At 62.7% G+C, this 25285-nt stretch carries 31 protein-coding genes, 3 tRNA genes and 1 pseudogene; 10 read left to right on the top strand and 25 right to left on the bottom strand.

Translation table 11 applies throughout. The annotated features are described in order from the left end of the window. Window positions 1–37: 37 nt before the first annotated feature. The 7 genes and pseudogenes from ABIC94_RS19690 to ABIC94_RS19660 form a co-directional block, all read right to left on the bottom strand. Window positions 38–295, bottom strand: a pseudogene (locus ABIC94_RS19690) (helix-turn-helix domain-containing protein); the annotation flags it as partial. Window positions 296–598: 303 nt separating this feature from the next. Next, window positions 599–686 (bottom strand) — tRNA-Ser (locus ABIC94_RS19685). A gap of 32 nt (window positions 687–718) precedes the next feature. Then, a complete protein-coding gene (gene hemW, locus ABIC94_RS19680; protein ID WP_354374662.1) occupies window positions 719–1978 on the bottom strand; it encodes a radical SAM family heme chaperone HemW in 1260 nt (419 codons plus the stop codon). A 14-nt stretch (window positions 1979–1992) separates the two neighbouring features. Continuing rightward, the gene (gene rdgB, locus ABIC94_RS19675) at window positions 1993–2592 is read right to left on the bottom strand and encodes an RdgB/HAM1 family non-canonical purine NTP pyrophosphatase (RefSeq protein ID WP_354374661.1); all 600 of its coding nucleotides are present in this window, start codon (window positions 2590–2592) and stop codon (window positions 1993–1995) included. A gap of 12 nt (window positions 2593–2604) precedes the next feature. Beyond that, window positions 2605–3336 (bottom strand): ribonuclease PH, encoded by a 732-nt coding sequence (gene rph, locus ABIC94_RS19670; RefSeq protein ID WP_354374660.1) that lies wholly within the window; start codon window positions 3334–3336, stop codon window positions 2605–2607. A 61-nt stretch (window positions 3337–3397) separates the two neighbouring features. After that, window positions 3398–4303 (bottom strand): PP2C family protein-serine/threonine phosphatase, encoded by a 906-nt coding sequence (locus tag ABIC94_RS19665; protein WP_354374659.1) that lies wholly within the window; start codon window positions 4301–4303, stop codon window positions 3398–3400. Then, window positions 4300–5307, bottom strand: a complete 1008-nt coding sequence (locus tag ABIC94_RS19660; protein ID WP_354374658.1) for a serine/threonine protein kinase — start codon at window positions 5305–5307, stop codon at window positions 4300–4302. The genes ABIC94_RS19665 and ABIC94_RS19660 overlap by 4 nt, the downstream gene beginning before the upstream one ends. A 91-nt stretch (window positions 5308–5398) precedes the next feature. Between ABIC94_RS19660 and ABIC94_RS19655 the strand changes: the two genes are divergently transcribed. From ABIC94_RS19655 to ABIC94_RS19640, 4 genes are all read left to right on the top strand, one after another. Beyond that, on the top strand, window positions 5399–6313 hold the full coding sequence (locus ABIC94_RS19655; protein WP_354374657.1) for a YicC/YloC family endoribonuclease: 915 nt from the start codon (window positions 5399–5401) through the stop codon (window positions 6311–6313). Window positions 6314–6321: 8 nt separating this feature from the next. Then, window positions 6322–6942, top strand: coding sequence for a guanylate kinase (gene gmk / locus ABIC94_RS19650; RefSeq protein WP_309951665.1), 621 nt, complete (start codon window positions 6322–6324; stop codon window positions 6940–6942). A 31-nt stretch (window positions 6943–6973) separates the two neighbouring features. Further along, window positions 6974–7177 carry a DNA-directed RNA polymerase subunit omega gene (gene rpoZ / locus ABIC94_RS19645; protein WP_021009011.1) on the top strand — a complete coding sequence of 68 codons (204 nt, stop codon included), beginning with the start codon at window positions 6974–6976 and terminating at the stop codon, window positions 7175–7177. 93 nt (window positions 7178–7270) lie between these two features. Then, window positions 7271–9526: a RelA/SpoT family protein gene (locus tag ABIC94_RS19640; RefSeq protein ID WP_354374656.1), complete on the top strand. Its 2256-nt coding sequence runs from the start codon at window positions 7271–7273 to the stop codon at window positions 9524–9526. Window positions 9527–9559: 33 nt separating this feature from the next. On the opposite strand, the gene greB is transcribed toward ABIC94_RS19640, so the two are convergent. Continuing rightward, window positions 9560–10138 (bottom strand): transcription elongation factor GreB, encoded by a 579-nt coding sequence (gene greB / locus ABIC94_RS19635; RefSeq protein ID WP_354374655.1) that lies wholly within the window; start codon window positions 10136–10138, stop codon window positions 9560–9562. A 210-nt stretch (window positions 10139–10348) separates the two neighbouring features. Beyond that, window positions 10349–10795 (bottom strand): hypothetical protein, encoded by a 447-nt coding sequence (locus ABIC94_RS19630; protein ID WP_354374654.1) that lies wholly within the window; start codon window positions 10793–10795, stop codon window positions 10349–10351. A gap of 225 nt (window positions 10796–11020) precedes the next feature. Here ABIC94_RS19630 and ABIC94_RS19625 point away from each other — a divergent pair, with 225 nt between their 5' ends. Next, on the top strand, window positions 11021–11293 hold the full coding sequence (locus ABIC94_RS19625) for a hypothetical protein (RefSeq protein ID WP_354374653.1): 273 nt from the start codon (window positions 11021–11023) through the stop codon (window positions 11291–11293). Between the two features lie 119 nt (window positions 11294–11412). Here ABIC94_RS19625 and ABIC94_RS19620 read toward each other — a convergent pair. From ABIC94_RS19620 to ABIC94_RS19600, 5 genes are all read right to left on the bottom strand, one after another. After that, window positions 11413–11489: transfer RNA gene (locus ABIC94_RS19620), tRNA-Arg, on the bottom strand. Window positions 11490–11561: 72 nt separating this feature from the next. Next, window positions 11562–11638, bottom strand: a tRNA-Ile gene (locus ABIC94_RS19615). Between the two features lie 36 nt (window positions 11639–11674). Beyond that, on the bottom strand, window positions 11675–12682 hold the full coding sequence (gene hrcA / locus ABIC94_RS19610) for a heat-inducible transcriptional repressor HrcA (protein WP_354374652.1): 1008 nt from the start codon (window positions 12680–12682) through the stop codon (window positions 11675–11677). 39 nt (window positions 12683–12721) lie between these two features. Then, window positions 12722–13771 (bottom strand): tetratricopeptide repeat protein, encoded by a 1050-nt coding sequence (locus ABIC94_RS19605; RefSeq protein ID WP_354374651.1) that lies wholly within the window; start codon window positions 13769–13771, stop codon window positions 12722–12724. 65 nt (window positions 13772–13836) lie between these two features. Further along, the gene (locus tag ABIC94_RS19600; RefSeq protein WP_436318060.1) at window positions 13837–14367 is read right to left on the bottom strand and encodes a recombinase family protein; all 531 of its coding nucleotides are present in this window, start codon (window positions 14365–14367) and stop codon (window positions 13837–13839) included. A gap of 119 nt (window positions 14368–14486) precedes the next feature. On the opposite strand from ABIC94_RS19600, the gene ABIC94_RS19595 reads away from it, so the two are divergent. Then, complete coding sequence (locus ABIC94_RS19595; protein WP_354374649.1) at window positions 14487–14714, top strand: hypothetical protein; 228 nt, start codon at window positions 14487–14489, stop codon at window positions 14712–14714. Between the two features lie 161 nt (window positions 14715–14875). Here the strand turns inward: ABIC94_RS19595 and ABIC94_RS19590 are convergent, their stop codons facing one another. The 10 genes from ABIC94_RS19590 to ABIC94_RS19545 all read right to left on the bottom strand — a co-directional run bounded on the left by ABIC94_RS19590 (window position 14876) and on the right by ABIC94_RS19545 (window position 20328). After that, window positions 14876–15766 carry a zonular occludens toxin domain-containing protein gene (locus tag ABIC94_RS19590; RefSeq protein WP_354374648.1) on the bottom strand — a complete coding sequence of 297 codons (891 nt, stop codon included), beginning with the start codon at window positions 15764–15766 and terminating at the stop codon, window positions 14876–14878. Continuing rightward, entirely contained in the window at window positions 15763–16116 is a 354-nt protein-coding gene (locus ABIC94_RS19585; RefSeq protein ID WP_354374647.1) for a hypothetical protein, read from the bottom strand. The genes ABIC94_RS19590 and ABIC94_RS19585 overlap by 4 nt, the downstream gene beginning before the upstream one ends. Next, the gene (locus ABIC94_RS19580) at window positions 16116–17498 is read right to left on the bottom strand and encodes a hypothetical protein (protein WP_354374646.1); all 1383 of its coding nucleotides are present in this window, start codon (window positions 17496–17498) and stop codon (window positions 16116–16118) included. Before ABIC94_RS19580 ends, ABIC94_RS19585 begins: the two co-directional genes overlap by 1 nt. Continuing rightward, complete coding sequence (locus tag ABIC94_RS19575) at window positions 17492–17629, bottom strand: hypothetical protein (protein WP_354374645.1); 138 nt, start codon at window positions 17627–17629, stop codon at window positions 17492–17494. Before ABIC94_RS19575 ends, ABIC94_RS19580 begins: the two co-directional genes overlap by 7 nt. Before the next feature lie 62 nt (window positions 17630–17691). Continuing rightward, entirely contained in the window at window positions 17692–17922 is a 231-nt protein-coding gene (locus ABIC94_RS19570) for a hypothetical protein (protein ID WP_354374644.1), read from the bottom strand. Between the two features lie 423 nt (window positions 17923–18345). Further along, entirely contained in the window at window positions 18346–19263 is a 918-nt protein-coding gene (locus tag ABIC94_RS19565) for a rolling circle replication-associated protein (protein ID WP_354374643.1), read from the bottom strand. A gap of 127 nt (window positions 19264–19390) precedes the next feature. Further along, window positions 19391–19540, bottom strand: coding sequence for a hypothetical protein (locus ABIC94_RS19560; RefSeq protein ID WP_354374642.1), 150 nt, complete (start codon window positions 19538–19540; stop codon window positions 19391–19393). Window positions 19541–19688: 148 nt separating this feature from the next. Beyond that, a complete protein-coding gene (locus ABIC94_RS19555) occupies window positions 19689–19832 on the bottom strand; it encodes a hypothetical protein (RefSeq protein ID WP_354374641.1) in 144 nt (47 codons plus the stop codon). After that, window positions 19829–20023, bottom strand: a complete 195-nt coding sequence (locus ABIC94_RS19550; protein WP_354374640.1) for a hypothetical protein — start codon at window positions 20021–20023, stop codon at window positions 19829–19831. Before ABIC94_RS19550 ends, ABIC94_RS19555 begins: the two co-directional genes overlap by 4 nt. A gap of 11 nt (window positions 20024–20034) precedes the next feature. Continuing rightward, entirely contained in the window at window positions 20035–20328 is a 294-nt protein-coding gene (locus ABIC94_RS19545) for a single-stranded DNA-binding protein (RefSeq protein WP_354374639.1), read from the bottom strand. 133 nt (window positions 20329–20461) lie between these two features. Here ABIC94_RS19545 and ABIC94_RS19540 point away from each other — a divergent pair, with 133 nt between their 5' ends. The 4 genes from ABIC94_RS19540 to rapZ are packed head-to-tail and all read left to right on the top strand — an operon-like array spanning window position 20462 to window position 24200. Beyond that, the gene (locus ABIC94_RS19540) at window positions 20462–20725 is read left to right on the top strand and encodes a hypothetical protein (protein WP_307595906.1); all 264 of its coding nucleotides are present in this window, start codon (window positions 20462–20464) and stop codon (window positions 20723–20725) included. Between the two features lie 7 nt (window positions 20726–20732). Then, complete coding sequence (locus ABIC94_RS19535; RefSeq protein WP_354374638.1) at window positions 20733–21644, top strand: NAD kinase; 912 nt, start codon at window positions 20733–20735, stop codon at window positions 21642–21644. A gap of 1 nt (window position 21645) precedes the next feature. Then, window positions 21646–23325, top strand: a complete 1680-nt coding sequence (gene recN, locus ABIC94_RS19530) for a DNA repair protein RecN (protein ID WP_354374637.1) — start codon at window positions 21646–21648, stop codon at window positions 23323–23325. Next, entirely contained in the window at window positions 23325–24200 is an 876-nt protein-coding gene (rapZ, locus tag ABIC94_RS19525) for an RNase adapter RapZ (RefSeq protein ID WP_354374636.1), read from the top strand. The genes recN and rapZ overlap by 1 nt, the downstream gene beginning before the upstream one ends. Window positions 24201–24222: 22 nt before the next feature. Here rapZ and mutY read toward each other — a convergent pair whose 3' ends face one another. Further along, window positions 24223–25284 (bottom strand): A/G-specific adenine glycosylase, encoded by a 1062-nt coding sequence (mutY, locus tag ABIC94_RS19520; RefSeq protein ID WP_354374635.1) that lies wholly within the window; start codon window positions 25282–25284, stop codon window positions 24223–24225. Window position 25285: the final 1 nt, after the last annotated feature.

Here is a 25285-nt window from a genome sequence, read left to right as displayed (position 1 = left end):
TAAGTGCTTGATGTTCTCCTTTTTAGATTGAGGCTGTGTGGATCTGCCGCAGATTGCGCCGCTGTTTCCGCGATTTGGTGGCCTCGATCGCGAGCCAGGTCGCGAGCTTGTCGGCATAGGGATCGAGCTTGCTTGGGCTCGCCCGCTTGGCGTAGCGCGGCGCTTCTTCGCCCGCTCGCAGGTACTTCTTCACGGTGTTGCGAGACAGGCCTGTACGCCTGGCTATCTCGCGAATGGACATCTGCTCGCGCAGGGCCCAGCGTCTGATGACACTCAATGTCGCCACGTCTATCACTCCTAGGATCCCCTGCCTTAAAAATGAGCAGGGTAGAGTTTTACGTGGGTCAGTCTTAGACGGAAATTAGTGCGTTAGCCGGGTCAATTTTCGGTGGCAATCAACACCCCTCTGTTGGCCAATCGGCTCGGGATGGTGTCGGCCCCAGATGTGGACGCCATCCTAAGGATCATTCAGCGTACTGCTGTCGTCGACTCGCTATGGAGCGCCTTTTGTGCTTCATCTGACTACCCATTCGATTGGTAGAAGCGATGGTGTAAGTAATAAAAAAGCGCCCTGAAAGGCGCTTGTTTATTGATTTCTTGGCGGAGAGTGTGAGATTCGAACTCACGGACGCTTTCACGTCGGCAGTTTTCAAGACTGCTGGTTTAAACCACTCACCCAACTCTCCGGAACCGTCGATTTTATGCTGACGCTGGCCCGTCAATCCTCGGGCAGGAAAAGCGTCTGCAGGTCGCTCAAGAAATCCAGCCCGCGTTCGGTGGGCCACACGCGGTGCAGGTCGCGTGCGATGAGGCCCTTGCGCTCGGCTTCTTCCAGGCCTTTTTGAATGCTGGTCATGGCAAGCCCGGTGCGCTCGCTGAACTGGGGCAGCGTAAAACCTTCTTTCAGGCGCAGCGCGTTGAGCATGAACTCGAACGGCAGGTCGGCCAGCGCAACCTCGTCGCTTTGCGACACAGCCATGCCGGCACTGGCGTTTTGCATGTACAGGCGCGGCTCGCGGTAGCGCACCTGGCGCACGATGCGGTGCGCAAAGCTCAGCTTGCTGTGGGCGCCGGCGCCAATGCCAAGGTAGTCGCCAAACTGCCAGTAGTTGAGGTTGTGCGCGCAGGTGTGGCCGCTGCGCGCATAGGCAGAAACCTCGTAGCGCGACATGCCGCTGGCAGCGGTTCGCTCGGTAATGCGGTCGAGCATGGCGTAGGCCAAATCATCTTCAGGCAAGGCGGGCGGAAACTTGGCGAACCAGGTGTTGGGCTCTATGGTGAGGTGGTACACCGATATGTGCGGCGGCGCGAGCGCCAGCGCTTGCGACAGGTCGGCGTCCAGGCCCTCGATGGTCTGGCCCGGCAGGGCGTACATCAGGTCGAGGTTGAAGGTGTCGAACGCGCTGGCGGCCTCTTCCACTGCGGCAATGGCCTGGGCGCGGTCGTGCACGCGGCCAAGCGCTTTCAGGTGCTCGTCGTTGAAGCTTTGCACACCCACTGAAAGGCGTGTGACGCCGGCGCTGCGATAGGCGCGAAAGCGGTTGCGCTCGAAGGTGCCGGGGTTGGCTTCAAGCGTTATTTCGCATTCGGGCGCGAGCTTGAGGCGGGCGCGCACGTCGCCCAGCAGGCGGTCTATGGCCTGGGGTGAAAAGAGGCTGGGCGTTCCGCCGCCGATAAAAATGGTGTGAACGGTGCGGCCCCAGATGAGGGGCAACGCAGCATCCAGGTCGGCAATGAGCGCATCGAGATACGCCGCCTCGGGAATACCTTCAGCCTCGGCCTCACTGGTGGCGCGCCACTCGTGCGAGTTGAAGTCGCAGTAAGGGCACTTGCGCAGGCACCACGGCAAATGAATGTAGAGCGACAGGGGCGGCAGAGCGGCCAGTTGCAGGGGGCCGGGCCGCATCCAGTGCAGCACGTCGTTGGCCTGCGGGGCGCCCGCGGCCTGTGCCGGCTGAATGGGAAATACGGTGGCCATGGGTCAGTCAGTCATCAGAACCAGCGTTCGCGCATCAGCGCCAGCATGGCCTTTGCCGCCTGGCCCCTGTGGCTGTTCGCGTTTTTTACCTCGGGCGGCAGCTGGGCAAAGGTTTTGCCGAAGCTGGGCAGGTACATGACCGGGTCGAACCCGAAGCCGTTGTCGCCGATGGGCGCCTGGGTAATTTCGCCGGCCACGCGGCCGACGGCAATCAGCGGCTCGGGGTCGTCGTGCCCGCGCAGCGCAACCAGGGTGCTGACGAGCGCGGCGCGACGGTTGGCCACGCCGTCGAGCTGCTCGAGCAAGGCCTTGACGTTGTTGGCATCGCCCTTGGCATAGCCGAACTGGGTGGCATAGAAGGCTGTGTCGACGCCCGGCAGGCCGCCGAAGGCATCGACGCAAAGCCCTGCGTCGTCGGCAATGGCGGGCAAGCCCGTGGCGGCGCTGGCGTGGCGCGCCTTGGCCAAGGCGTTTTCTACAAAGGTGCGAAACGGCTCTTCGGCCTCGCCCACGCCGAGTGCCGATTGGGGCACGAGCGTGACCGACAACTCCGCAAACAGTTGCTGGAGCTCGGCAAGCTTGCCGGCGTTGTTGGAGGCCAAGACCAGTTGCATCGCCGCCATTGCTTATTGAGAGAGCAAAGCCTGCTGCTGCATCACGATGAGTTCGCCGATGCCCTTTTCGGCCAGGCCGAGCAGGATGTTCATTTCGTCGCGCGAGAAGGCGGCGCCTTCGGCGGTGCCCTGCACTTCGACGAAATGGCCGGCGCCGGTCATCACGACGTTCATGTCGGTGTCGCAGGCGGAGTCTTCGGTGTATTCCAGGTCGAGCAGCGGCGTGCCGCCGACGATGCCGACAGAAATGGCGGCCACGTGGCCCCGGATGGGCGTTGCGGGAATGGTGCCGGCGGCCAGCAGCTTGTTGACGGCGTCTTGCGCGGCAACAAAGGCACCGGTAATGGCGGCGGTGCGGGTGCCGCCGTCGGCCTGCAGCACGTCGCAGTCGAGGTGAATGGTGCGCTCGCCCAGGGCGGCCAGGTCGAACACGGCGCGCATCGAGCGGCCGATAAGGCGCTGGATTTCTTGCGTGCGGCCGGTCTGCTTGCCTTTGGCGGCTTCGCGGCTGCTGCGGGTGTGGGTGGCGCGCGGCAGCATGCCGTATTCGGCCGTTACCCAGCCTTCGCCGCTGCCCTTCTTGTGCGGGGGCACGCGCTCTTCAACCGAGGCCGTGCACAGCACGCGGGTCTGGCCGAATTCGATGAGCACCGAGCCTTCAGCGTGAATGGTGAAACCGCGGGTCATGCGAACGGGGCGCAGCTGGTCGGCGGCACGGCCGCCGCTTCGTGTGAAAGCAGTCATTTTTGTAGAGGTATGTGAAACAAAAGCGGAGGCAGCCCCGCAAGCCGAAGCAGCCCGGATATCAGATTTTCTTGGCAGCAGAACGGCGAATGGCTTCGTTGATTTCGGCAATGGAGCGCTCGATGGCGTCTTCGTCCATGTCGTCGAGCTCGCCGTCAGACGGCATGCCCGCCTGGATGGTGGAGGCAAACACGCCGTCGTCGATGGTTTCGGTGGAAACGCCGCGGTCTTCGCCCGTTGAATCGGGCGTTTCCCATTCGAGCGCGATGAGCGTTACGTTGTCGCTGTGGACGCCGCCCTTGCGAAGCGCCATTTCGGCCAGGTCGGGCGCGGCATCGGACACGGGCTTGTCGGAAGACAGGGTGTGCACGATGACGGCGTCGTCGAGCACGCCCCACACGCCGTCGGAGCACAGCATGATGCGGTCGCCGCGCTGCAGTTGCAGTGGGGCCGAAATATCGAACAGCGGCGTGGTCGGCGAACCCAGGCAGGTGAGCAGCAGGTTGCGGTTGACGGGCATGTCCGCGCCATGCGGACGCGGGCGCTCGGCATGCGAATGGTCGCGCGTGCGAGTGAGCAGGCGGCCGTCGCGCACCACGTAAAGGCGCGAGTCGCCGCAGTGCATCCAGGTGGCCGTGGTGCCCTGGAGCAGGGCCGCGACAACGGTGGTGCGCGGCGTGTCGAGCATGGCCTTGTGGCTTGCGTACCGCATGATCTGCTGGTGCGCCGCCATGGCCGATTCGGCCAGGAAGGCCTTGGCGTCCTTGACCGTGGGGCGGGCTTCGCGCTGGTAAAGGGCGGCAATGGTCTGCAAGGCCAGCTGGGCCGCAACCTCGCCTTCGGGGTGGCCGCCCATGCCGTCGGCCAGCACGAAAAGGCCGGATTCCCGCGTGTAGCAATAGCCCATGCGGTCTTCGTTCTTGAGACGGCCGCCTTTGCGGCTGACCTGGAATACCGAGAATTTCATGCCGGACGGGTGGTAGGTGCCGCCGCCCTGGGGAGGGCCTTCTTGTCGAAGGAGCGGATGTTGTCGAAAGAAAGCCTCACCTTTTCGCCGACGGTGAGCTTGGTGTAGCGCCGCTCGCCTTCGCGGCTCAGTTCTTTTTGGAGCGCAAAGACCGACTGCGGACGGGAGAGCGGGTCGAGCGACATGCACCACTCGACCACTTCGATCAGGTTGTCTGAGTACACGCCGCGCAGGCGCGACAGCGACAGGCTGAGCCGGTCTTTTTCGATGCGGCGCGGGGCGTCGTTGGGCGGATAGCCCTGCATGCAGGCGTAAATGCAGGCGCCAATGGCGTAAATATCGGTCCAGGGGCCCATCGACGAGTCGCGCCGGTACATCTCGGGGGCGGCAAAGCCGGGGGTGTACATCGGGCGGATGAAGTTGCCCTCTTTGCTCAGAACCTCGCGCGCGGCACCGAAGTCGATCAGCACCGCTCGGTCTTCGTCGGTCACGAAGATGTTGGCGGGCTTGATGTCCAGGTGCAGCATCTTGTACTGGTGCACGATGCGAAGGCCGCGCAGAATTTCATCGAAAAGCGACCGGATGGTCGATTCCCGGAACACTTTCGGCCGTTTCAGGTCGCGCGCGGTCACCACGAAATCCTGCAGGGTGGCTCCCTCCAGGTAGTTCATGACCATGTAGACGGTTTCGTTTTCCCGGAAGAAGTTGAGAACGCTGACCACCGAGACATGCGAAATCTGGGCCAGGGAGCGCCCTTCCTCGAAAAAGCTCTTCAAACCGAGCCGGTAGAGCGAGAGCTTTTCGGGCGCCACTTCGGGCGTGAGTTCGCCCGGCCCGCGCGTTGCCAGCGATGAAGGCAGGTATTCCTTGATGGCAACCTGCTGTCCGCTGGGGTCTATGGCGAGGTAGACAACGCCAAAACCGCCTGCAGAAAGCCGGCGAACGATGCGGTAACCGCCAATGACCGTATCGGGCGGCAGGGGCGAAGGCTTGACCTTTGACATAATCCGGGAGTTTCGCCCGAAGGCGATGGTGCGGCAAGCGAACGCCGTGCCGACGCCTCGGTGCATACAGCAAAAACCACAGTGAGGCGCAATGCCAGTTTACAGCATGACCGGCTATGCCAGTGGCCAGAACGGCCCCGTTGGCAGCCACTCCGAAGCCGAAGCACGGCCTACCGCCGCGGGACGACTCGGGGTCGAGATACGCTCGGTCAACAGCCGCTTCCTCGACCTCACCTTCAAATTGCCGGAGGAGCTGCGCCAGCATGAAACCGCGCTGCGCGAGCTGCTCACGGGCAAGCTCAAGCGCGGCAAGGTCGAAGTGCGCGCCGCCATCGAGAACACCGCGCAGGGCGGCATCGTCGAGCCCTCGGTCAAGCTGCTGCAGCGGCTGAACGGCGTGCAGGACGGCATCAAGGCCTGGCTGCCCGGCGCCCGCGAACTGAGCGTGGCCGACGTGCTGCGGTTGGCCGGCGGCGACGGCGCCACCCGCGGCGACTGGGGCAGCGACCTGCTCGAGGTCACCGGCAAGGCGCTGGACGCGCTGATGTCGGCCCGGCAGCGCGAGGGCGCACGGCTCGCCAAGATGCTGGAGGCCCATCTGGCCCAGCTGCGCACCCTGGTCGAACAGGCCGGCCCGCTGATTCCGCAACTGGTCGAGCAGCAGCGCGCACGCTTCCTGGAACGCTGGCAAGAGGCCATGGGCCTGACCGGCGGCACCCTGCCCGAAGCGGCACAAGACCGGGCGCTGAACGAAGCAACGGCTTTTGCGATTCGCATCGACGTGGCGGAAGAGCTCACGCGCCTCAATTCGCACCTCGACGAAATCGAGCGGCTGCTCAAGAAGGGCGGCGAAATCGGCAAGCGCCTGGATTTCCTGATACAGGAACTGCACCGCGAGGCCAATACACTGGGCTCCAAGTCGGCAGCCCTGGAGCTCACCCGCATCGGCGTGGACATGAAGGTGCTGATCGAGCAGATGCGCGAACAGGTACAGAACATCGAATGAGCGAGCGAATGGACTATCCGGGCAATATCTTTGTCGTCGCGGCACCGAGCGGTGCTGGCAAATCGAGCCTGGTCAAAGCGCTCATGGAGCTGGATACGGCCGTTCAGCCCTCGGTTTCCCACACCACCCGCCCGCCCCGCGGGCAGGAAAAGCATGGCCGGGAGTACTTTTTTACCTCGCCGTCCGAGTTCGACGCCATGATTGCCGGGGACGGCTTCGTGGAATGGGCCCATGTGCACGGCCACCGGTACGGCACCTCCAAGAAGGCGATCGAGGAACGGATTGCCCAGGGGGCGGATGTCATTCTGGAAATCGACTTCCAGGGCGCGATCCAGATCCGCAAGACTTTCGCCAACGCGGTCATGATTTTCATCCTGCCGCCCAGCTGGGAAGAATTGCGCTCCCGGCTGGAACGGCGCGGCGAGGACAGCGCGGCCGTCATCGAGCTGCGGCTCAAGAATGCCGCCGAAGAGATGGCCCGGGCGGGGGAATTCGACTTCGTTATAATCAACGAGTTATTTGAGCGCGCGCTTTTCGATCTCAAGGCGATCGTCCACGCTCAGCGGCTTCGGTACTCTGCACAACGCCGCGCACGTGCCGACACATTTGCCGCTCTGAACATCCCCTGATTTCCTGCTCACTGACCGAAAGATTCTCATCATGGCCCGCATCACCGTCGAAGATTGTCTGCTTCAGATCCCCAACCGCTTCCAGCTGGTTCTGGCCGCCACCTACCGTGCGCGCATGCTGAGCCAAGGCCACGCGCCCAAGATCGAGAGCAAGAACAAGCCCGCCGTGACCGCCCTGCGCGAGATCGCCGAAGGCAAGATCGGCATCGAAATGCTCAAGAAGGTACCGGGCTGATCTGACGCAGCTCTGCAACGAAAAGGCACCGCAAAACGGTGCTTTTTTTACGTCTGGACGCGCCCATACAGCGGTCACGCTAAAGTGGTAGCCATGAGTGCGGTTGCCAAACATCAGTCCCATGCCCCTTCGGGCACGCCGAAGCCGAGCCCGGCGGCGTTGAATGCGGCTGCCGCAAGCTTTGCCGCGCTGACGGCCAGGCTCGATTACCTGAGCCCCGAGGACACCGAGCTGGTCCGCCGCGCTTACCGCTTTGCCGACGAGGCCCATTTGGGCCAACTGCGCAACAGCGGCGAACCGTACATCACCCACCCGATTGCCGTGGCGGCGCAATGCGCCGAATGGAAGCTCGACGCGCAGGCGCTCATGGCCGCCCTGCTCCACGATGCCATCGAGGACTGCGGCGTGACCAAGCCGGAACTCATCGAGCGCTTCGGCGCCCCAGTTGCCGAGCTGGTCGACGGGCTCACCAAGCTCGACAAGCTGCAGTTCAATACCCGCGAAGAAAACCAGGCCGAATCGTTCCGGAAGATGCTGCTGGCCATGGCGCGCGACGTGCGCGTCATTCTGGTGAAGCTGGCCGACCGCACGCACAACATGCGCACGCTGGACGATGCGCCGCGCGAGAAATGGGCCCGGATTTCGCGCGAAACACTCGAAATCTATGCCCCTATCGCGCACCGGCTCGGCCTGAACCAGACGTACCGCGAGCTGCAAGAGCTGTCGTTCCGCCACATGAAGCCCTGGCGCTACGCCACCTTGTCCAAGGCCGTGGCCAAGGCGCGGGGCCGACGGCGCGACCTGATCCAGAAGGTGCAGAAAGAGGTCGAGTCCGCCTTCTCGGCCGCCGGCATGACGCTGCGGATTGCCGGCCGCGAAAAAACGCTGTATTCGATCTACCGCAAGATGGAAGAAAAGCACCTGAGCTTTGCCCAGGTGACCGACATCTACGGCTTTCGCCTGATCGTGCCGAACGTGATCGCCTGCTACACCGGGCTGGGCATCCTGCACCAGATGTACAAGCCGCTGCCGGGCAAGTTCAAGGACCACATCGCCATTGCCAAGCTCAACGGTTACCAGTCGCTGCACACCACCCTGGTGGGCCCGGCGGGTGTGAACGTGGAGTTTCAGCTGCGCACCGAGGCCATGCACGTGGTGGCCGAATCGGGCGTGGCGGCGCATTGGCTGTACAAGGCCGCGGAGCCGAATGCGGCAAGCAACGACCGGCTCGGCACCAAGTGGTTGCAGTCGCTGCTCGACATTCAGGACGAAACCCGCGACGCCGCCGAGTTCTGGGACCACGTCAAGGTCGACCTGTTCCCGGATGCGGTTTACGTGTTTACGCCGAAGAGCCAGATTCTGGCGCTGCCACGCGGCGCCACGGTGGTCGACTTTGCCTACGCCATTCACAGCAACATCGGCGACCACACGTCTGCTGCGCGCATCAACGGCGATCAGGTGCCGCTGCGCACAGAGCTGAAGAACGGCGACGTGGTCGAGGTGATTACCGCGCCCGTGTCGACGCCCAACCCCGCGTGGCTCGGCTTTGTTCGAACCGGGCGCGCGCGCTCCAAGATTCGCCACTACCTGAAGACGCTGGCGCACGCTGAATCCGAGGGCCTGGGCGAAAAGCTGCTGGCGCAGGCGTTGCGCGCCGAAGGCCTCAGCAAGCTGCCGGCCGACGACGCCGAGCACCAGGCGCTGTGGGAAAAGCTGCTGCGCTTCACCGGCAACCGCACTCGCGCCGAACTGCTGACCGACATCGGACTGGGCAAGCGAATTGCCAGCATCGTCGCCAAGCGGCTCGTGGCCATGCTCTCCGAACTGGGCGAGCGGCCGGATGCGCTGCTGCTGAGCCGCGAGCGCTTCATTTCGCACGAAACCATTTCCCAGGGCGCCGTCACGCTGGACGGCAGCGAGAACTCATCGGTCCGCTTTGCACTGTGCTGCCGCCCGATTCCGGGCGATGAAATCGTCGGCTACCTCGGGCACGGCGAAGGCCTGGTGGTGCACACCGAAAGCTGCGGCGTCGGCCAGCGCCTGCGGCACAAGGACAGCGAACGCTTTTTTGCGGTCGAATGGGCGGACGAGCCCACCCGCGCTTTCGAAACCGGCGTGGTGATTACCGTGCGCAACGACAAGGGTGTGCTGGCCCGCGTGGCCGCGACCCTGGCGGATGCCGAAGCGGACATCACGCATGTCGAAATGGCCGACGAAACACCGCAGGATTCGACCGACCTGCGCTTCGTGATCGCCGTGCGCGACCGGAGCCACCTCGACGCGGTATTGCGCTCCGCGCGGCGGACTGCCTCGGTGCTGACGGCTGCGCGGACGGTTCCTGCGCCCTGACCTGAAATGCCGCCCGTCCGGCAGCGGCGCCGCTTACGCCGCCGTGCCTGAACCCGGAGCGGGATAGCTCACGGACAGCAGTTCGATCTCGTGCGCGCCGCCCGGCGTGACGAGCTTCACCACATCACCTTCGCGTGACTTGAGCAGGGCCCGGGCAATCGGGGAGATCCAGCTGACCTGCGATTGGGCGCTGTCCGCTTCGTCGATGCCCAGAATCGTCACGCTGCGCTCGTCACCCGTTTCATCGACATAGCGCACCGTCGCGCCAAAGAAGACCTGGTCGCTGCCGTGATGCACCGAGGGATCGGTCACTTCGGCAATCTCGAGGCGCTTGGTAAGAAAACGGATGCGTCGATCGATCTCGCGCAAGCGCTTCTTGCCGTAGAGATAGTCGCCGTTCTCCGAGCGGTCGCCATTCTTTGCCGCCCAATGCACGGCTTCGACTACCTTCGGGCGTTCTTCATCCATCAATTGGAGTAATTCGTCCCGCAGCCGGGCATAGCCGGCGGGCGTGATGTAGTTCTTGCTGCCGCTCGGCAACGCGGGGGCGGCGCTGTCGCCGCCATCGTCGTCGCTGTCGGCGTCGGTTTCCTTGGTGAATGCTTTGCTCACGGCAAAACCTCCGAATTTAAAAAGGCCCGCAACTCTCGTTGCAGGCCTTCATGGTGAAGTGCGGCTGGCCGGAATTGAAGAGCTCAAGCCCTTGTGGCCATGGTTCCTGCCGGCGCTAAGTTGTTGAAATCATTGATCCTTGGGCCACCCGTTCGACATATTGTGCCCCGATTCATCACGCGGTATCCGAAGCGCGTGGACCCGGTTTTCTCACCCCATGTCCGAGCGTTTGCAGTCGAAGACCACGCTTTGCTCGACGGCTCGCAGCACAGGCACCTTGTTCACGAAAGTCACGCCAGCACTTATCAGGCGCCACTCCGTCGCCTTGAACAATTTGAAGAGGCTCGTGGTTTCGACGCCGACCGTCGGAATGGAATTGAAGACGTAGACGGGCTCCCCGGACTGGCTGTCTTCGATGCTCACCAGATCTGCTCTCAGTTTGCCCATGGTTTCCGTGTCCTTGGTCCTGGAGCGAACGACGTCCATGTTGACGGTGCGAGAGTGCTCGTCGATCGAAATCCTGCGAATCGAATTGAAAGGCGAGGCGGCTCCACTGCTCGCACCCGGAACGCATGTGATCTTTCCTGCCGATGCCGAGCCTGCCGCCAAAGACAGGACGAAGAGCGAAAACGCAAGCCGCTTTGCCTGAGTGCTCATGGTCGCCCTACGCCGTTTGTGCCTACATCGTTGAGCCACTCGCGAAGGCACTCCTCGCCAGGCAGCGGACCAGCTATGCCTTCTGCACTAATTGTTACCGCAACAGTAATCATTAACATTCCTGGATTCGCGTGAAAAAAGTCACGCTTTCAATTCCCGAGCGCCGCTGTTGATGAGTTGGGCGAGGGCGAAGCTCTGAGCTTCACTGACTCTGACGGGGAAGCAATGGTCAATCAGGTCATCCATAACGCGACTGTCACGCTGCAATTGCCCTTCGATACAAGCGCCAGCGCGGAAGTTGCAGCCCTTCGAGCCGCGGGCATTCCGGTTGACGGGCTGGGCAACGCCACGTCAGGCTATCTGTTTGTGCGGACCACGGGGCGCAGCGACAACCGAACCAACACCTTTCGGTGGTTTGCCACCAGTATCGGCAAGGAACCGATCGATGTCACTACTTCGAAGGGGCTCAGGGCCGAAGAACAACCATCGTTGTTCTGACATCGGCATCCCGTTGCCGACGGAGAAACTGGACGTCCGAATCTCGCGGATCGCGCGAAAAAGTTCGCGCAAAAAGAAAAAGGGTTAGGACACGTTAATGTCCTAACCCTTTAAGAGAGTGGTGCGGCTGGCAGGAATTGAACCCACGACCCCTTGGTTCGTAGCCAAGTACTCTATCCAACTGAGCTACAGCCGCACAGCTATCGATTATAGCATCCATTTTTGCCCTCGGCGGACCAAGCTCACAAATGAATGAATGCCAAGTGGTTGGTAGGCCGTGATGGGCTTGAACCATCGACCAACGGATTATGAGTCCGCTGCTCTAACCAACTGAGCTAACGGCCCACGAGAGAACTCGATTCTATTCGCGGCGCTGCCTACTTACTTACGGTGGCTCAGCGCGTTGCTGACCAGCCGCGAGGTGATGTCGACGATCTGGATCATGCGCTCGTAGGGCATGCGGGTCGGACCGATCACGCCCAGGGTGCCCACGACCTGCCCATCGACTTCGTAGTTGGCGCTGACGATGGAAAGCTCTTCGAACGGCACCACCTGGCTTTCGCCGCCGATGAAAATGCGCACGCCTTCGGCCTTGCTCGAGACATCGAGCAGCCGCATGAGTTGCGCCTTTTGCTCGAACAGTTCGAAAGCACGGCGCAGCTGCCCCATGTCGCTCGAAAAATCGGTCACGGAAAGCAGGTTGCGCTCGCCGGAGATCACGACGTCGTCTTCCTGTGCCTCGGTGAGCACCTCGGAACTGACTTTGACGGCCGCCTGCATCAACGCGGCAATTTCGCCGCGCAGTTTTTCGACTTCGGACTGAAGCCGGTCGCGCACCTGCTCGATGGTCAGGCCCGCATAGTGGGCATTGATGTAGTTCGATGCCTCCACCAACTGGGACTGCGAATAGTCGGCCTCCGGAAAGATCACGCGGTTTTGCACGTCGCCGTCGGGCGAGACGATGATCACCAGCAGCCGCCGGTCGGAAAGCTTCAGGAACTCGATCTGCTTGAACACCGAAGCACGCCGCGGCGCCATGACCACGCCGACGAACTGCGACAGGTTGGACAACAGGCTGGCTGCGTTGGCTATCACCTTCTGCGGCTGATCGGGCGCAAGGCTGGGCGTGCTCATCTGCTCGCGCTGGGCGGTGAGCATGGTGTCGACGAAAAGACGGTAGCCGCGGGCTGTGGGAATACGGCCGGCGGAGGTGTGCGGGCTGGCAATCAGGCCCAGCGTCTCCAGGTCCGACATGACGTTCCGGATGGTCGCCGGAGAGAGATCCAGCCCGGGCGCACGCGACAAAGTCCGCGACCCGACCGGCTGGCCTTCGGCGATATAACGCTCGACTAGCGTCTTGAGGAGCAACTTGGCACGGTCGTCCAGCATTGCAAGATTTTAGTGTTGTACGTTAAAAACCTTGGCCGTCTACTTCACAGTTGAGGGTTTGTCCGTGCCAGATGTCGGCGACTTTGAAAACACCGCTTTGAGCTTTGGATTGAGCTTGAACGCCTTCATCTTGTCTTCCTCCTCGCGACCGTTGTCGCCTTTTCGGCGCCACACTTCGGCACGGGCCAGATAGGGCATCGGATCGGTCGGATACAACCGGATTGCCTCACTACCGTCGGCGAGTGCTTTGTCGAAATTCCCCTTAGCCGTATATGAGCGCATCCGGCCATACAAGGCCTCCAAGAATCCCGGTGCTCCTCGCAGCGCAAGGTCAAAGTCAGCCAGCGCGCGATCGTAGTCACCTACTTGATTCCATGCGTTGCCACGATTCTTTAGTGCCATCGGGAAGCCCGGCGAAATCTTGATGGCAGCATTGAAGTCCGCCATGCCCTTGGGCCAGTTGTTTTGCTCCAACCAGAGGATCCCGCGATTGTTTAAGGCTTGTACGTTGCCGGGGGCAATCCGAATCGCCTCACTACTATCCGCGATGGCACGCTCGTAGTTCTTTAGACTCCCCCAGACGATCGCTCGACCTTGGTAGATATCCGAATTAGAAGGACCGAGTCGGACAGCTTCGTTGAAATCGGATAAGGCTTTGTTGTCATCGCCCAGCATGTTCCAACTCGTGCCCCGATTGCCGAAAAATATCGCAATTGTCGGATCGAGACGGATGGCTTTATCGAACTCCACCACGGCCTTGCGCGGCTCTCCGAGCTGGTTCCACACCGCGCCGCGACCGTTGTAGCCGTGAGGGTACTGGGGGTCGATGCGAAGAGCCTGGTCGTATTCGACCATGGCTTGCGCAGCGCCCCCGTGGTCTTTATAAGCATTGCCCCGTATCGCGTGGATACGCGCACGTGTCCGGACTGTGAGACTCTTCTCTTTGAGGGAGTCGGCGCAGATTGCGATAATCTGACCAAGGGGACCGCTGGCCTCATCGCAGCGCTTGTAAGCCAAATCGGCCGCGCTCTGCGCCATAGCCGCTGTTGGGATCGTGAAGGCCAAAATAAAAGGGGCCAATGCGCGCATCGATTGCCTGCTGAATGAAGTGATGACGCAGCACATTGTTGCACGCGGTCACAACAATTTGTCATTCAAAATCTCCGGCGCCTAGGCCGGAGCACCACACCAGCACGAAGCAAAGCAGAACGCGCAGCGTTGTAGGAAACGTCGATCATCGCCGCAACTTCATCGATGGTGAACCCAGCCCGATACAGCTTTGCAGCAGCCGCCGCATGCTCCCCAGTCACCAGTGGCTGACGTCCAAAGAGCACACCTCGCGCCCTCGCGGCCACTCTCCCGGCCTCGCATCGCTCACGAATAATTGAGCGCTCTAGCTGGGCAACAGCGCCCAAAATTTGGAGCACAAATTCGCCCATCGGCGTAGACGTGTCTATCGGCTCCGTCAACGATTTCACCGAGCAGCCAGCCAACCTCAAGTGCTCCAACAGGTGGAGCAAATCCTTGAGGCTACGCGCCAAGCGATCAAGCTTGTAAACCACCAATGTAGAGCCAGGTCGCAGCGCCGCAAGAGCCCGATGCAACTCTGGCCGAGGACCGATGCCGCTGGTCTTTTCTGCGTAGATTGTCCGTACACCGGCGCTTCGCAGCGCGTCTAACTGCATCTGGGTTTCTTGTTCATTCGTGGACACCCTTGCATAGCCAACAAGCATCAGCCCGCCTCACTTTGCGCTATTATTTTCATAGCATAGTACATTTAGAAATATCACGTTCGGGAGCGGAGATGGACAGACAGCTACAGCAACTTCAAGCCGCCGTATTGCAGGGCCTGATCTTTCAAGCCGCCATCGGTGCAGTGATCACGGCAGTGATGTTCTATGTCCTGTACCTCGTGGTGAAAGCCGCTGTACGCGACGGCGTGAGAGAAGGCATGACTTCGAGCCGAGCAGTCGAACGGAGAGGGCCAGGCAAAGCAACGACAGCGAACATCCCAGACATGCGGGCAGATTGATCACAGCGACGAAATGCCGGGTACAGGGTGCACGTGGGTCTTTCCCCCGCAAGCGGGTCCCCGAACTTCCGGCTTAGCAATGAAGGGGGCGATTTAAAGGTGTGCGGACGATGAACGCGACAGCGATCTACGCGCGAACCGTCCGCCCCGCTCACGCAGGGCTACCGGCCCGCGCTCGCCCTCGCAAAACGAGACATGACCCAGAGACGCTGTGGAGGCGGCAGCTCACGACATAGGCGAACGATCCGCAACCAGCGTTCATCGGGCACGGCCACCGGCAACCGAGGCTTCGGCAGCAATGCCCCAGGCTTGAAGCCAGCGATGAACTGGGCCAGCCACGACGGCTTCGGCTGGGGCAGGAAGCGGCCATAGAGGTGCCAAGGCGACAGCACCGAGTGAGTGCCATGGGGGTAATCGTGCATGAACACCTGTCGCGTGTCGTAGCACTTCTCAAGGTCTTTGCCGACGAACGTCGCGCGGTTCGCGACGAGGTCCTGCGGGTTAGTGCCCATGCGGAAGACGGCCATGTGAAAGCGGGGCAAGAACCCGGCTTTCTCGCCGAACAGCAGCGAAATCAAGCCGCCGACGAAAGGGATGCGCACCTTGTCAAATCGCGTGTGGCGCACGGTCTGTTCAATGAACGACTCACGCACCTGCTTATCGATCTGCAGGATGTTTTGCATGATGTACCACGTGTCCCACCCGTACTTTCGGCCATGAGCGAAGTAGTCGAGCACATCGGCGCGGCCCTTATCGGCAAAGGTACGGGTGTTGAGCCAAGTAGCGAGCTCATCGAGAAACAAACCGCCGTTGTTGTCTTCCTCGTAGCTGTCGGGATTGCCATGGCCCACAGCCAGCAAATCGAATGCTGAAGGCTTGTCAGGCACGCGCACATAGGTGCACCTCGACTGATCGCCGAACATAGCGCGCAGGTCGATATCGAGGTTGGTGGCGACCTTGCGTTTATGAGACAGGTAGCGGTCGCGAATCAGGCGCACCGCGTTCTTGCTCTTGCCGGTGCCCTTCTTGCCGGTCAGTGCGTAATCGGTCATTTCGAGAAGCTCTCAATGCCGACGCGCTGAATCCTCCAAATGCCGGTGCCGATCCAGACGGAGGCCACGCACGCGATGACAGCGCTTGCGTTCCCAGGGATGAACATGCCGAGGCCGACCCAGAATAGGTGAATCCAGTTGCCGCTACCACCGCCCGAACCGACCGCGCCAACCATCATCGAATAGAGCGACGCGCAACAGACGAAGACCGAGGCAAAGAACACCGTCGCGACCGTGATCCACGTGGCATAGGCCGCGATCTTGAGCGCCGTGGTGTAGGCCATCTGCGTGGCCAGGAGCGTGGCCAAGCCACTGGCCAATGAACCAATGAATGCAGCGAGTAAAGGCATCAGATGCTCCTTTTGACCATGCCGAGGCACAGGAACAGGCCACCAGCGGCCCAAATGAAGCCCATCAAGGCCCTACCCCCGTCGACAACACCGCATGCGTCTACTGTGAGGCCATTGAAGCGACCAGGAAGGCCCATCGGTTCGCAAGCTGCAATCGGCGGTGCCCAGAACATCGAGCGCACAGGTTCGAGAAAACCTTTATCGCCCTGACCAGCGGCCTTCGCAAGCTGCTCATCGTTCTTGGTCTTGGTTTCGTCGAGCTTGGTTTTTGCGGTTTCGTAGGTCGTTCCTGCGCTCTCGGGCGTACCCTTCTCGTTGACCTTCACATTGCACTCCGGCTGACCCGGTGCACCGCATGGATCGGGCTTTTCATCTTCGCCGGTTCCACTCGATCCGGTACCGGTAGCCGTGCCACCAGCAGAGCCACCCTTACCGCCTTGACCCGCAGCAGCAGGCCCACCGCCGTTGCCACCATTGCCTGTCGAAGGCGTGCGACCAGCGCTACCTGTGCCCGATCCCTCTCCAGTCGCTGGCTTCGCTCCCGCAGTCGGGTTGCCAGCAATAGGCGGCACTGGGGGCCTGTCCGATGGCGTCGTAGTCACCGGGTTCTGCGCGGTGCCATAGCAGCCCAACTTGCCATTAACTTCGCCCACGGCGCCAGGACATGCAGGCTCTACAGCTACAGGACTCAAAGGCGTATCCGCAGAACCGGCAGTGCACTCGGTGCCACTGTTCACAGCAGGCACGTCCAGCGATCCACGATACAGACCCTGCGCATTCGGGGACTGACTGCGCCAAGCAGCCCAACCGGGAGCGCCAGCATCGGGAACATTCATCTTGCAACCACCGGAACAAAACGAGCCGCTTGTCGGCAGCTTGTTCACCGGCCCAACTGCAGAGAAATCGTTGTCGTCGGGCGTGCGGAAAAAGCCAACGGTCCAGTTTGTGATCTGTACCTTACCGGCATTCGGTGTGCACTGGTTAACGTCCGGCACGCACTGCCCGCCGCTCTCTTTGTAGCCCGAATTGCACTGGCAACCACCAGTCACAGCAGTGCTGTTCGCGGGACAGTTGGCACCGCGACCAGTCAAAGCACGAGACTCAAACGCCGATCCGTTGAGGTTGGTTTGCATCGACCCCGTCGTCGCACTGTGCTCAGTACAGAACGCAATCGTCAGTTGCGACGCTGACCCCGGGTACTGCGTCTTGAGCGCTTGCAAGCGATGGTTGCAGGCCTCACCGCTGGTAGGCCAATACTGCGGCTGGCCGTTCACGGCGGGCGCACCGTTGTACGTCCACTCGCTGACTGTAGGCACGAGTGCATTTGCAGCGGACGCGCATAGCAACAAGAGCGCAGCCAGGAAGCGCAGGACGATCACCACACCTGACTCCCGCACGTGCCGATGACGGTGCCGCATGCACGAATGCGATCCTTGAAGGGATCGCCGGGGCGGTTGGTGGCAGCGCAGGCCGCGAGGGCCAACGCGATGAAAAGAAGCGCGATGCGATCCATGGTTGCTCCAGACGTTTACCAGTGCACACCCCGAGGGGTGCACACCAGAAAAAGCCCGAGGCTTAGGCAGCGCCGCGACCGCGCTTGATCCACTTCACGCCGATCAGAATGCCGACCGAGATAGCGGCCATGCCCCACATGCCAGGGCCGAAGCCGTTGTTGTTGGCAGCGGCGAGGCCGAAGGCTTCCTGCGCCGTGGTGGGATCGGCAGCGAGAGCGGCAGCGCTCGCGCCGAGGGTTGCGGCAGCAGCTGCGGCCTTCTTGACGAACTGGGTACGGAATTGCTTGTTCATGTGAACCTCCAAACAGTGCGGGATTGCACCCGTCAGGCCGCGGCGATCACAGCCTGACAGTTGAAATCTCAAGCGGCGTAGAGCGTGCTTTTGATCTGTCGCATCTGCCACCCGAGGACGAACCCAAGTGCCCAGACGGCGAACATGGCGGCGATGATTCCGGTCATTCCTCACACTCCGTTTTGCAGTGCGTCATGGCGGGCATTGACGCGGTAACAGCGGGGCCGGGATCGAAGGGGTTTTTGAGGGTGCGAACCCACGTATAGCCACCCCAACAGATACCAAGGAAAACGACCCAAGCAACGATGCGCGTTGTCATTGCAGATGCCCTCCCACGTAGCCAATGGCGAAGATGAGAACGGTGCCGACGCCGTAGATGGCCGAGAGCAGCGCGTCGAGTTGAATCTCTGTCATGGGTGCTCCTTAATGCAGCGTCACGGGCTCGGGAAGCCAGGAGAACGGTCCGGCCGCATCGATCTGGCGGGGGGTGGTTCGCACACGGATAAAGCTCTGAAAACCGCCGCCTGTTGGTGCGAATTCAGAAGCGAGAAACTCGCCGGTCTGAGCATTGAGGTAGCCGCCTCCCGTCGCAGGGCGGAAGCGGTCGTTGACCGAAGCGTTGCCCTGCACATAAGCAGGCCAAAGAACCCAACGCTTGAAAGCAGCGCCAGGAGCGTCCAAGCCTCCGATGCCATAGATGCGTGAGCCACGTGGAAAGCCTCCGATAGTTTTGCTCTCAACCTTGCTGGCGTACTTCATGAGGTACGCCACGGGTGCGGTGGCCTTGAGCGTGTTGGTCATCCCGTGGGGCCACCAGCCTTTGCGGTCGGCTTGAGGCATGCGGACCCCTGCGGGAAGGAAAAAGACGGCGTGGTAATGGATGACGCCACGCTGTTGAAGCTCGGCAACCCAGACATAGCGCAAGCGTTCACCGGGGCAACGGTCTTTGAACCACTCGCGGACCTTGCGGATGTAGTCGGACACGTGGCGCGGTTTCCAGTCGCTGTTGTCGCCCGCGTAGGTGAGGGTCACCATCACGTTGTTTTCGCAGGGACCCTCGCCGAGATTCAGAAGCGCTTTCGCACCGACGCCAACGCCCTTGCGGAGTCGCGTCACACGCGACTGGTGGCGGTCGATGGTTATGCATTGCTCTGCCCACCGCATAGCGGTAGGGAGAGCAGCAAAACCACTTGTTGATACTGAGACAAGCCCGCGCGCTGCGCGCGCTTCTGCGGCCTGCATATCGCGCGCGGTCTGGCGCTGCGAGAACGCGCGGAGCGCCTCCATGGAGGATGCGCGAGCGGCGTTGACCGAGGCTTGATGTGCGCCGAGGTAGCTCATTTCGTGACCTCGATCACAGAGGTCACGCCGAGCTGCTTCAGCCAACTCTGATACGCACGGGCCTCGGGCATGCACGAGCAAACGCGCGTGCCGAGGCCACGAAAGCGAGGGAACCAGACGGTGATCGTCACAGCGCGGCCTCGATCAGCCATGCAGCCTCGGAACGCAGGCGGTCGGCCATGCGCTGCTCATAGGGAGAGAGAGAACGATGCTCGGCACCGTCGAGGCCTTCAAGCCAGAAGCGAAGGCGGAGGAAGTTGCGGGCGAAGATGCTCATGCAAAGCACCTCGACGGCGAAAGCAGCATCGACCAGAAGCCATAAACCATGCCGCTCGCGATGGAGAGAACGAACGCTGTGCAACCGAGGCAAAGCACCCGATACCCAAGCTTGTCGAACCACGTTTCGTGGTGCGCGTCGTTCGGGCTCATAGCAACCTCTGGCACGCGGCCATGGAAGCTTCAACGACGCCAGGAAGCGTCAGATCGGTGTAGATGAAAACGCAAGCAGCAGCGCCCCAGAGGGCAGCAGCGACGCCGCGAACGACCTCGGTGATATCGATGGTGGTCATAGCGATTGACCACCCATCGGAACGCCGCGTTGCGTGTACGTGAGGTCAATGGCAGTCACGCCTTCGTCCACGGTGGCCTCGATGCTCAGACCGTCATAGCCGTCCTCGACTGCCGCTTTAAAGGCTGCCTCGACAGCAGCCGACAAGAGAGCGAGCCGGGCGGCGTGCAGCGCGTCAGGAGTGACGAGCATGGTGCACCCCTTCAGCCCTTGGCGAACGGAGCGAGGCGCGGAGCCACCGCGAGGCTCCCGGTCCGGTCCACATACAAGCTGGAGGGGTGCAGGAGGTACTCGCCAACGGCGTAGACCAGCGGCTGGCCCTGCTCGTTTCGGTCGAGGATGATTTCGAGCTTTTCGGGGAAAGGTGCGGCCTTGCCATCCTTACCGATGGTGTGCACGTAGACCGTCTGGAATTCGAGGTTGTACGGCTTCTGCGAGGTCTTGCCGACACCGGTCATGTTGCGGGTGACGACTGCGGGAATGCTGACTTTGATCATGGTGGCTCCTGTAAGATTGACTACAACATGTAGTCAGACAGGATTACGCCTATGCCTACACCTTGTAGTCAACTAGGGAAGTACCATAACTTCACCTTGTAGGCATGAATACAACATGTAGGCATCGACCAATATGCAAACGACCATCAATCTGCTAGATACCGCCCTCGCTCAGCAACCAGCACCCTTCTGGACCGAAAAGCTGAAGCTCTCGAGAGGTGCACTTCACACCGCAAAGGCACGCGGACACCTGAGCCCGGCAATTGCCGGAGCGCTGGCGGAGGAACTCGGCCAGGACGCGAAAGAGTGGATCGTGATCGCCGCGCTTGAGTCAGAAAGAGACAGCGCCTGCAAAACCCGCATGGTCAAGCGAATGGGGAAGGTTTTGATGTTGTAATTTGTAGATGACTTCCCGCTTCCGCAACGTCGCACTGATCGGCAAATACCAGGCTTCAGGCGCTCGGGCGCAAGCGGACGCGCGCGATGGCGTCATGGAAGATATTGGCGCCTTCCTGGAATCGCAAGGCTGCACGGTTTTCGTCGAAAAATCCGCCGTGGAGCAAGCCGATGCGGACGCCAGCGTCGGCGGCCGCTACGAGCCGCTGAGCGTCGAGGAAATCGGCCAGCGCTGCGACCTTGGCCTGGTGGTGGGGGGCGATGGCACCATGCTGGGCATCGGCCGGCAGCTGGCGTGCTACGGAATTCCGCTGATCGGCATCAACCGCGGCCGGCTCGGCTTCATCACCGACATTCCGCTCGACAACTACCAGGCCACGCTGATCCCGATGCTGGCCGGCGAGTACGAAGAAGACCATCGCAGCCTCATGCATGCGCATGTGATGCGCGACGGCGCGTCGGTTTTCGATGCGCTGGCAATGAACGACGTGGTCGTCAACCGCGGCGCCACGTCGGGCATGGTCGAGCTGCGCGTTTCGGTCGGCCGGCATTTCGTGGCCAACCAGCGCGCCGACGGCCTGATCATCGCGTCGCCGACGGGCTCGACGGCCTATGCGCTGTCGGCCGGCGGGCCGCTGCTGCATCCCGCGGTGCCGGGCTGGGTGCTGGTGCCCATTGCACCGCACACGCTGTCGAACCGCCCGGTGCTGTTGCCCGACGCGGATGAAATCGTGATCGAACTGGTGTCGGGGCGCGACGCCAGCGCCAATTTCGACATGCAGTCTCTGGCGTCGCTCGCCATCGGCGACCGGGTGGTGGTGCGCCGCTCCGACTTCCGGGTGCGCTTTCTGCATCCGCGCGGCTGGAGTTATTTCGACACGCTGCGCAAGAAACTTCATTGGAACGAAGGGGGCTCCTGAGATGGCGTTGCGACGCATCGCACTGCGCGACTTCGTGATCGTGCGATCACTCGAACTCGATCTGTCCACCGGCTTTACGGTATTGACCGGCGAAACCGGCGCGGGCAAATCCATATTGATCGACGCACTCCAACTGGCGCTCGGCAACCGTGCCGACGCGGGCGCGGTGCGCGAGGGCGCCGAACGGCTCGATGTCAGCGCCGAATTCGACGCCGATCCGGCCTTTGCAGCCTGGCTCGATGAAGGCGGATTCGAATCCGGCGACGCCCTGCTGCTGCGCCGCACGGTCGACCTGCAGGGCCGCAGCCGCGGCTGGATCAACGGCAGCCCGGCCACGGCCACGCAGCTGCGGGAGCTTGGCGACCGCCTGCTCGACATCCACGGCCAGCATGCATGGCAAAGCCTGACGCGGCCCGAGGCCGTGCGCGGCCTGCTCGATGCCTATGCGGGCGTACGCACCGATGCGCTGGACGCGGCCTGGCAAGGCTGGCGGCAGGCGCTCTCCGCGCTCGACCACGCGCGCTCGGCGCAAGATTCACTGCAACGCGAGCGCGAGCGGCTGCAATGGCAGATCGCCGAAGTGATGAAGCTGGCTCCCGCCGAAGGCGAGTGGGAAGAGCTTTCGACCAACCACGCACGCGTCTCCAATGCCCAGGCGCTGATCGATGCGGCGCAAGGCGCAAGCCAGGCGCTGGAAGACGACGACAACGGCGCGCTCGCGGCACTCTCGCGCGCCGTGACCCTGCTGCAGAACTGCGAGCACATCGAGCCCGAGTTCCGCACGCTCGGCGAAGTGCTGGCCTCCAGCGTGGCGCAGGCGTCCGACGCCGCCCATTCGCTGCACGGCTACCTGCGCGATGCCGAGGCCGATCCGCAGCGCCTTGCCGAACTGGACGAGCGCATGGGCTTGTGGATGTCGATGGCACGCCGCTACAAGCGCACGCCGAACGACCTGCCCGCGCTGCTGGCCGGGTGGCAAGCAGAGTTGAAGGCCCTGGACGCACAAAGCGATCTCGAAGGCCTGGAGCGCGCCGAACAAAGCGCGCAACAGGCCTACATGAAGGAAGCCAAGGCGCTTGCCAAAGCCCGCAAGCAAGCCGCACCACGCCTCGCCGAGGCTGTGACGCAGGCCATGCAGGGGCTGGGCATGCAGGGCGGCCGATTCGAAGTCGAGCTGCAGCCGCTGGCGCAGCCGGGCCGCGCCGGCCTCGAAGATGTTGCCTTTCTGGTGAGCGGCCACCCCGGCAGCACACCGCGCCCCATCGGCAAGGTGGCTTCGGGCGGCGAGCTCTCCCGCATTGCATTAGCCATTGCGGTCACGACCAGCCAGCTCGGCGCCGCGCAGACGCTGATCTTCGACGAGGTCGATGCCGGCGTCGGCGGAGCTGTGGCCGAGACCGTGGGCCGCCTCATGAAGCAGCTCGGACGCGACCGCCAGGTCCTGGCCGTGACCCATCTGCCGCAAGTGGCCGCCTGCGCCGATCACCACCTGGTGGTGGCCAAGCGCCAAACCACCGCGGCCGGCCAGGACGGCCCGCGCACCGAAAGCGGCGTTTCGCGGCTCGACGACGACAACCGCGCGCGCGAAATCGCCCGCATGCTCGGCGGCGAGAAGGTCTCGCAAACCTCGCTGGCGCATGCCCGCGAAATGCTGGGCCACAAGACTTCGGCGACGATGTGATGGACCTCGATCTGGTGCTCATCACCGGCATGTCGGGTTCGGGCAAGTCGGTGGCGCTGCATGCGCTGGAAGACGCGGGCTACTACTGCGTCGACAACCTGCCGCCCGAACTGCTGACGCCCTTCATCGCGCTGCAGCACGAACAGCAGGCGACGCGCGTCGCCATTGCCATGGACGTGCGCAGCGGCGTGTCGCTGCCGATTGTTCCGCAGCAGCTCGAGGCCTTGCGCAGCGATGGCGTTTCGCTGCGTTCGCTGTTCCTCGACGCCACCACCGATGCCCTGCTGCGCCGCTATTCGGAAACCCGCCGGCGCCACCCGCTGTCGCGCCAGGAAGGGCGCACCGATGCGCCCGAGCAGGAACGCGCACTGGTGCAGGCCATCGAACTGGAGCGCGAACTGCTGGCCGACCTGCGCGACGGCGCCGACGTGATCGACACCAGCCTGATACGGCCGGCCCAGTTGCAGAGCTACATCAAGGCGCTGATCTCGGCGCCGCAGAGCGCGCTGACGCTGGTGTTCGAATCGTTCGCCTTCAAGCGCGGCGTGCCGTTGGACGCCGACTACGTGTTCGACGTGCGCATGCTGCCCAACCCGCACTACGTGGCCGCCTTGCGGCCGCTCACGGGCCGCGATGCGCCCGTGATCGAATGGCTGCGCGGGCATGAAGACGTCGCGCGCATGTACGACGACATCGAGCAGTTCCTTTCGCGCTGGCTGGATGCGCTGGCGCGAGACCATCGCAGCTACGTGACGGTGGCCATCGGCTGCACGGGCGGCCAGCACCGTTCGGTGTTCCTGGTGGAGCAGTTGGCGCGCGCATTCGGCACCCGTTGGGGTGCCCTCAAGCGGCACCGCGAGCTCGACGCGGGCTGAGCCCGCCCTCGCAAACAGCTACTTAGTCCGCGCTGTTTTCGAGCAGCTTGCGCACGGGCGCCGGCAACCCCAGCCGGCTCCATTCTTGCGCGTCCACCCAGCGCGCGGTTTCGCCTTGCGGTTGGCCGCCGCGCAGTAGCACCGGGTGAAGGTGCAGGTCCTTGTGGGTCAACACATGCACGAAAGGCGGCAGGTCTTGCGTGTCGCGCTGCGCAGCTGACGGCAGCGCGGCGAGCAGGTCTTCGCGGCTGTCGAACACCGGCAGGCAATAAAGTCCGGCCCAGATGCCCTTGGCCGGTCGCTTCTCCAGCCAGACGCGGCCTTGCGCATCGCGCGCCAGCAGCGCCCAGAGCGACTGGGCACTGCGCTTCAGCTTGCGGGTCTTGACGGGATAGCGCTCGGGCTGCCCCTCCCGCAGCCCGACGCAGATCGTGTTCATCGGGCAGATCATGCAGCTCGGCTTGCGCGGCAGGCAGACCGTGGCACCCAGATCCATCACACCTTGCGTGTAGTTCGCGATGGCTTCTTTCTGCCCGGCCGGCGGAAGCAGCTGCGTGGCCTGGTCCCACAGCGCGCGCTCCTGCGCCGACGAAGACATGTCTCCGCCAAAGCCGAGCACGCGCGTCAGCACGCGCTTCACGTTGCCGTCGAGAATCGCAACGCGCTCGCCAAAGCAGAAGGCCGCAATCGCCGCTGCGGTGGAACGGCCGATGCCGGGCAAGGTCGTGAGCTCGGCGGCCGTGTGCGGAAACTCGCCGCCGAAACGCGCCACCACCTCCTGCGCACAGCGGTGCATGTTGCGCGCGCGACTGTAGTAGCCCAGGCCGCTCCAGAGGCCGAACACCTCGTCCTCCGTTCCGTCGGCCAGCGCCCGCACCGTCGGAAACCGTTCGAGAAAGCGCGCGAAGTACCCGAGCACCGTCGAAACCTGGGTCTGCTGGAGCATGACCTCCGACAGCCACACGCGATAGGGATCCCGCGTGTTCTGCCACGGCAACTCGCTGCGCCCATGGCTGCGCTGCCAGGCCACGACACGCTGCGCGAAATCGAGCGGTACGTGCAACTCCGTCGCGCCGACGGACACC

The sequence above is a fragment of the Variovorax paradoxus genome, from assembly GCF_040544635.1.
Classification (GTDB): Bacteria; Pseudomonadota; Gammaproteobacteria; order Burkholderiales; family Burkholderiaceae_C; genus Variovorax; species Variovorax paradoxus_R.
The sequence above is the reverse complement of the archived record's forward strand: the minus strand, read 5'-3'. Positions and strand labels throughout refer to the sequence as shown.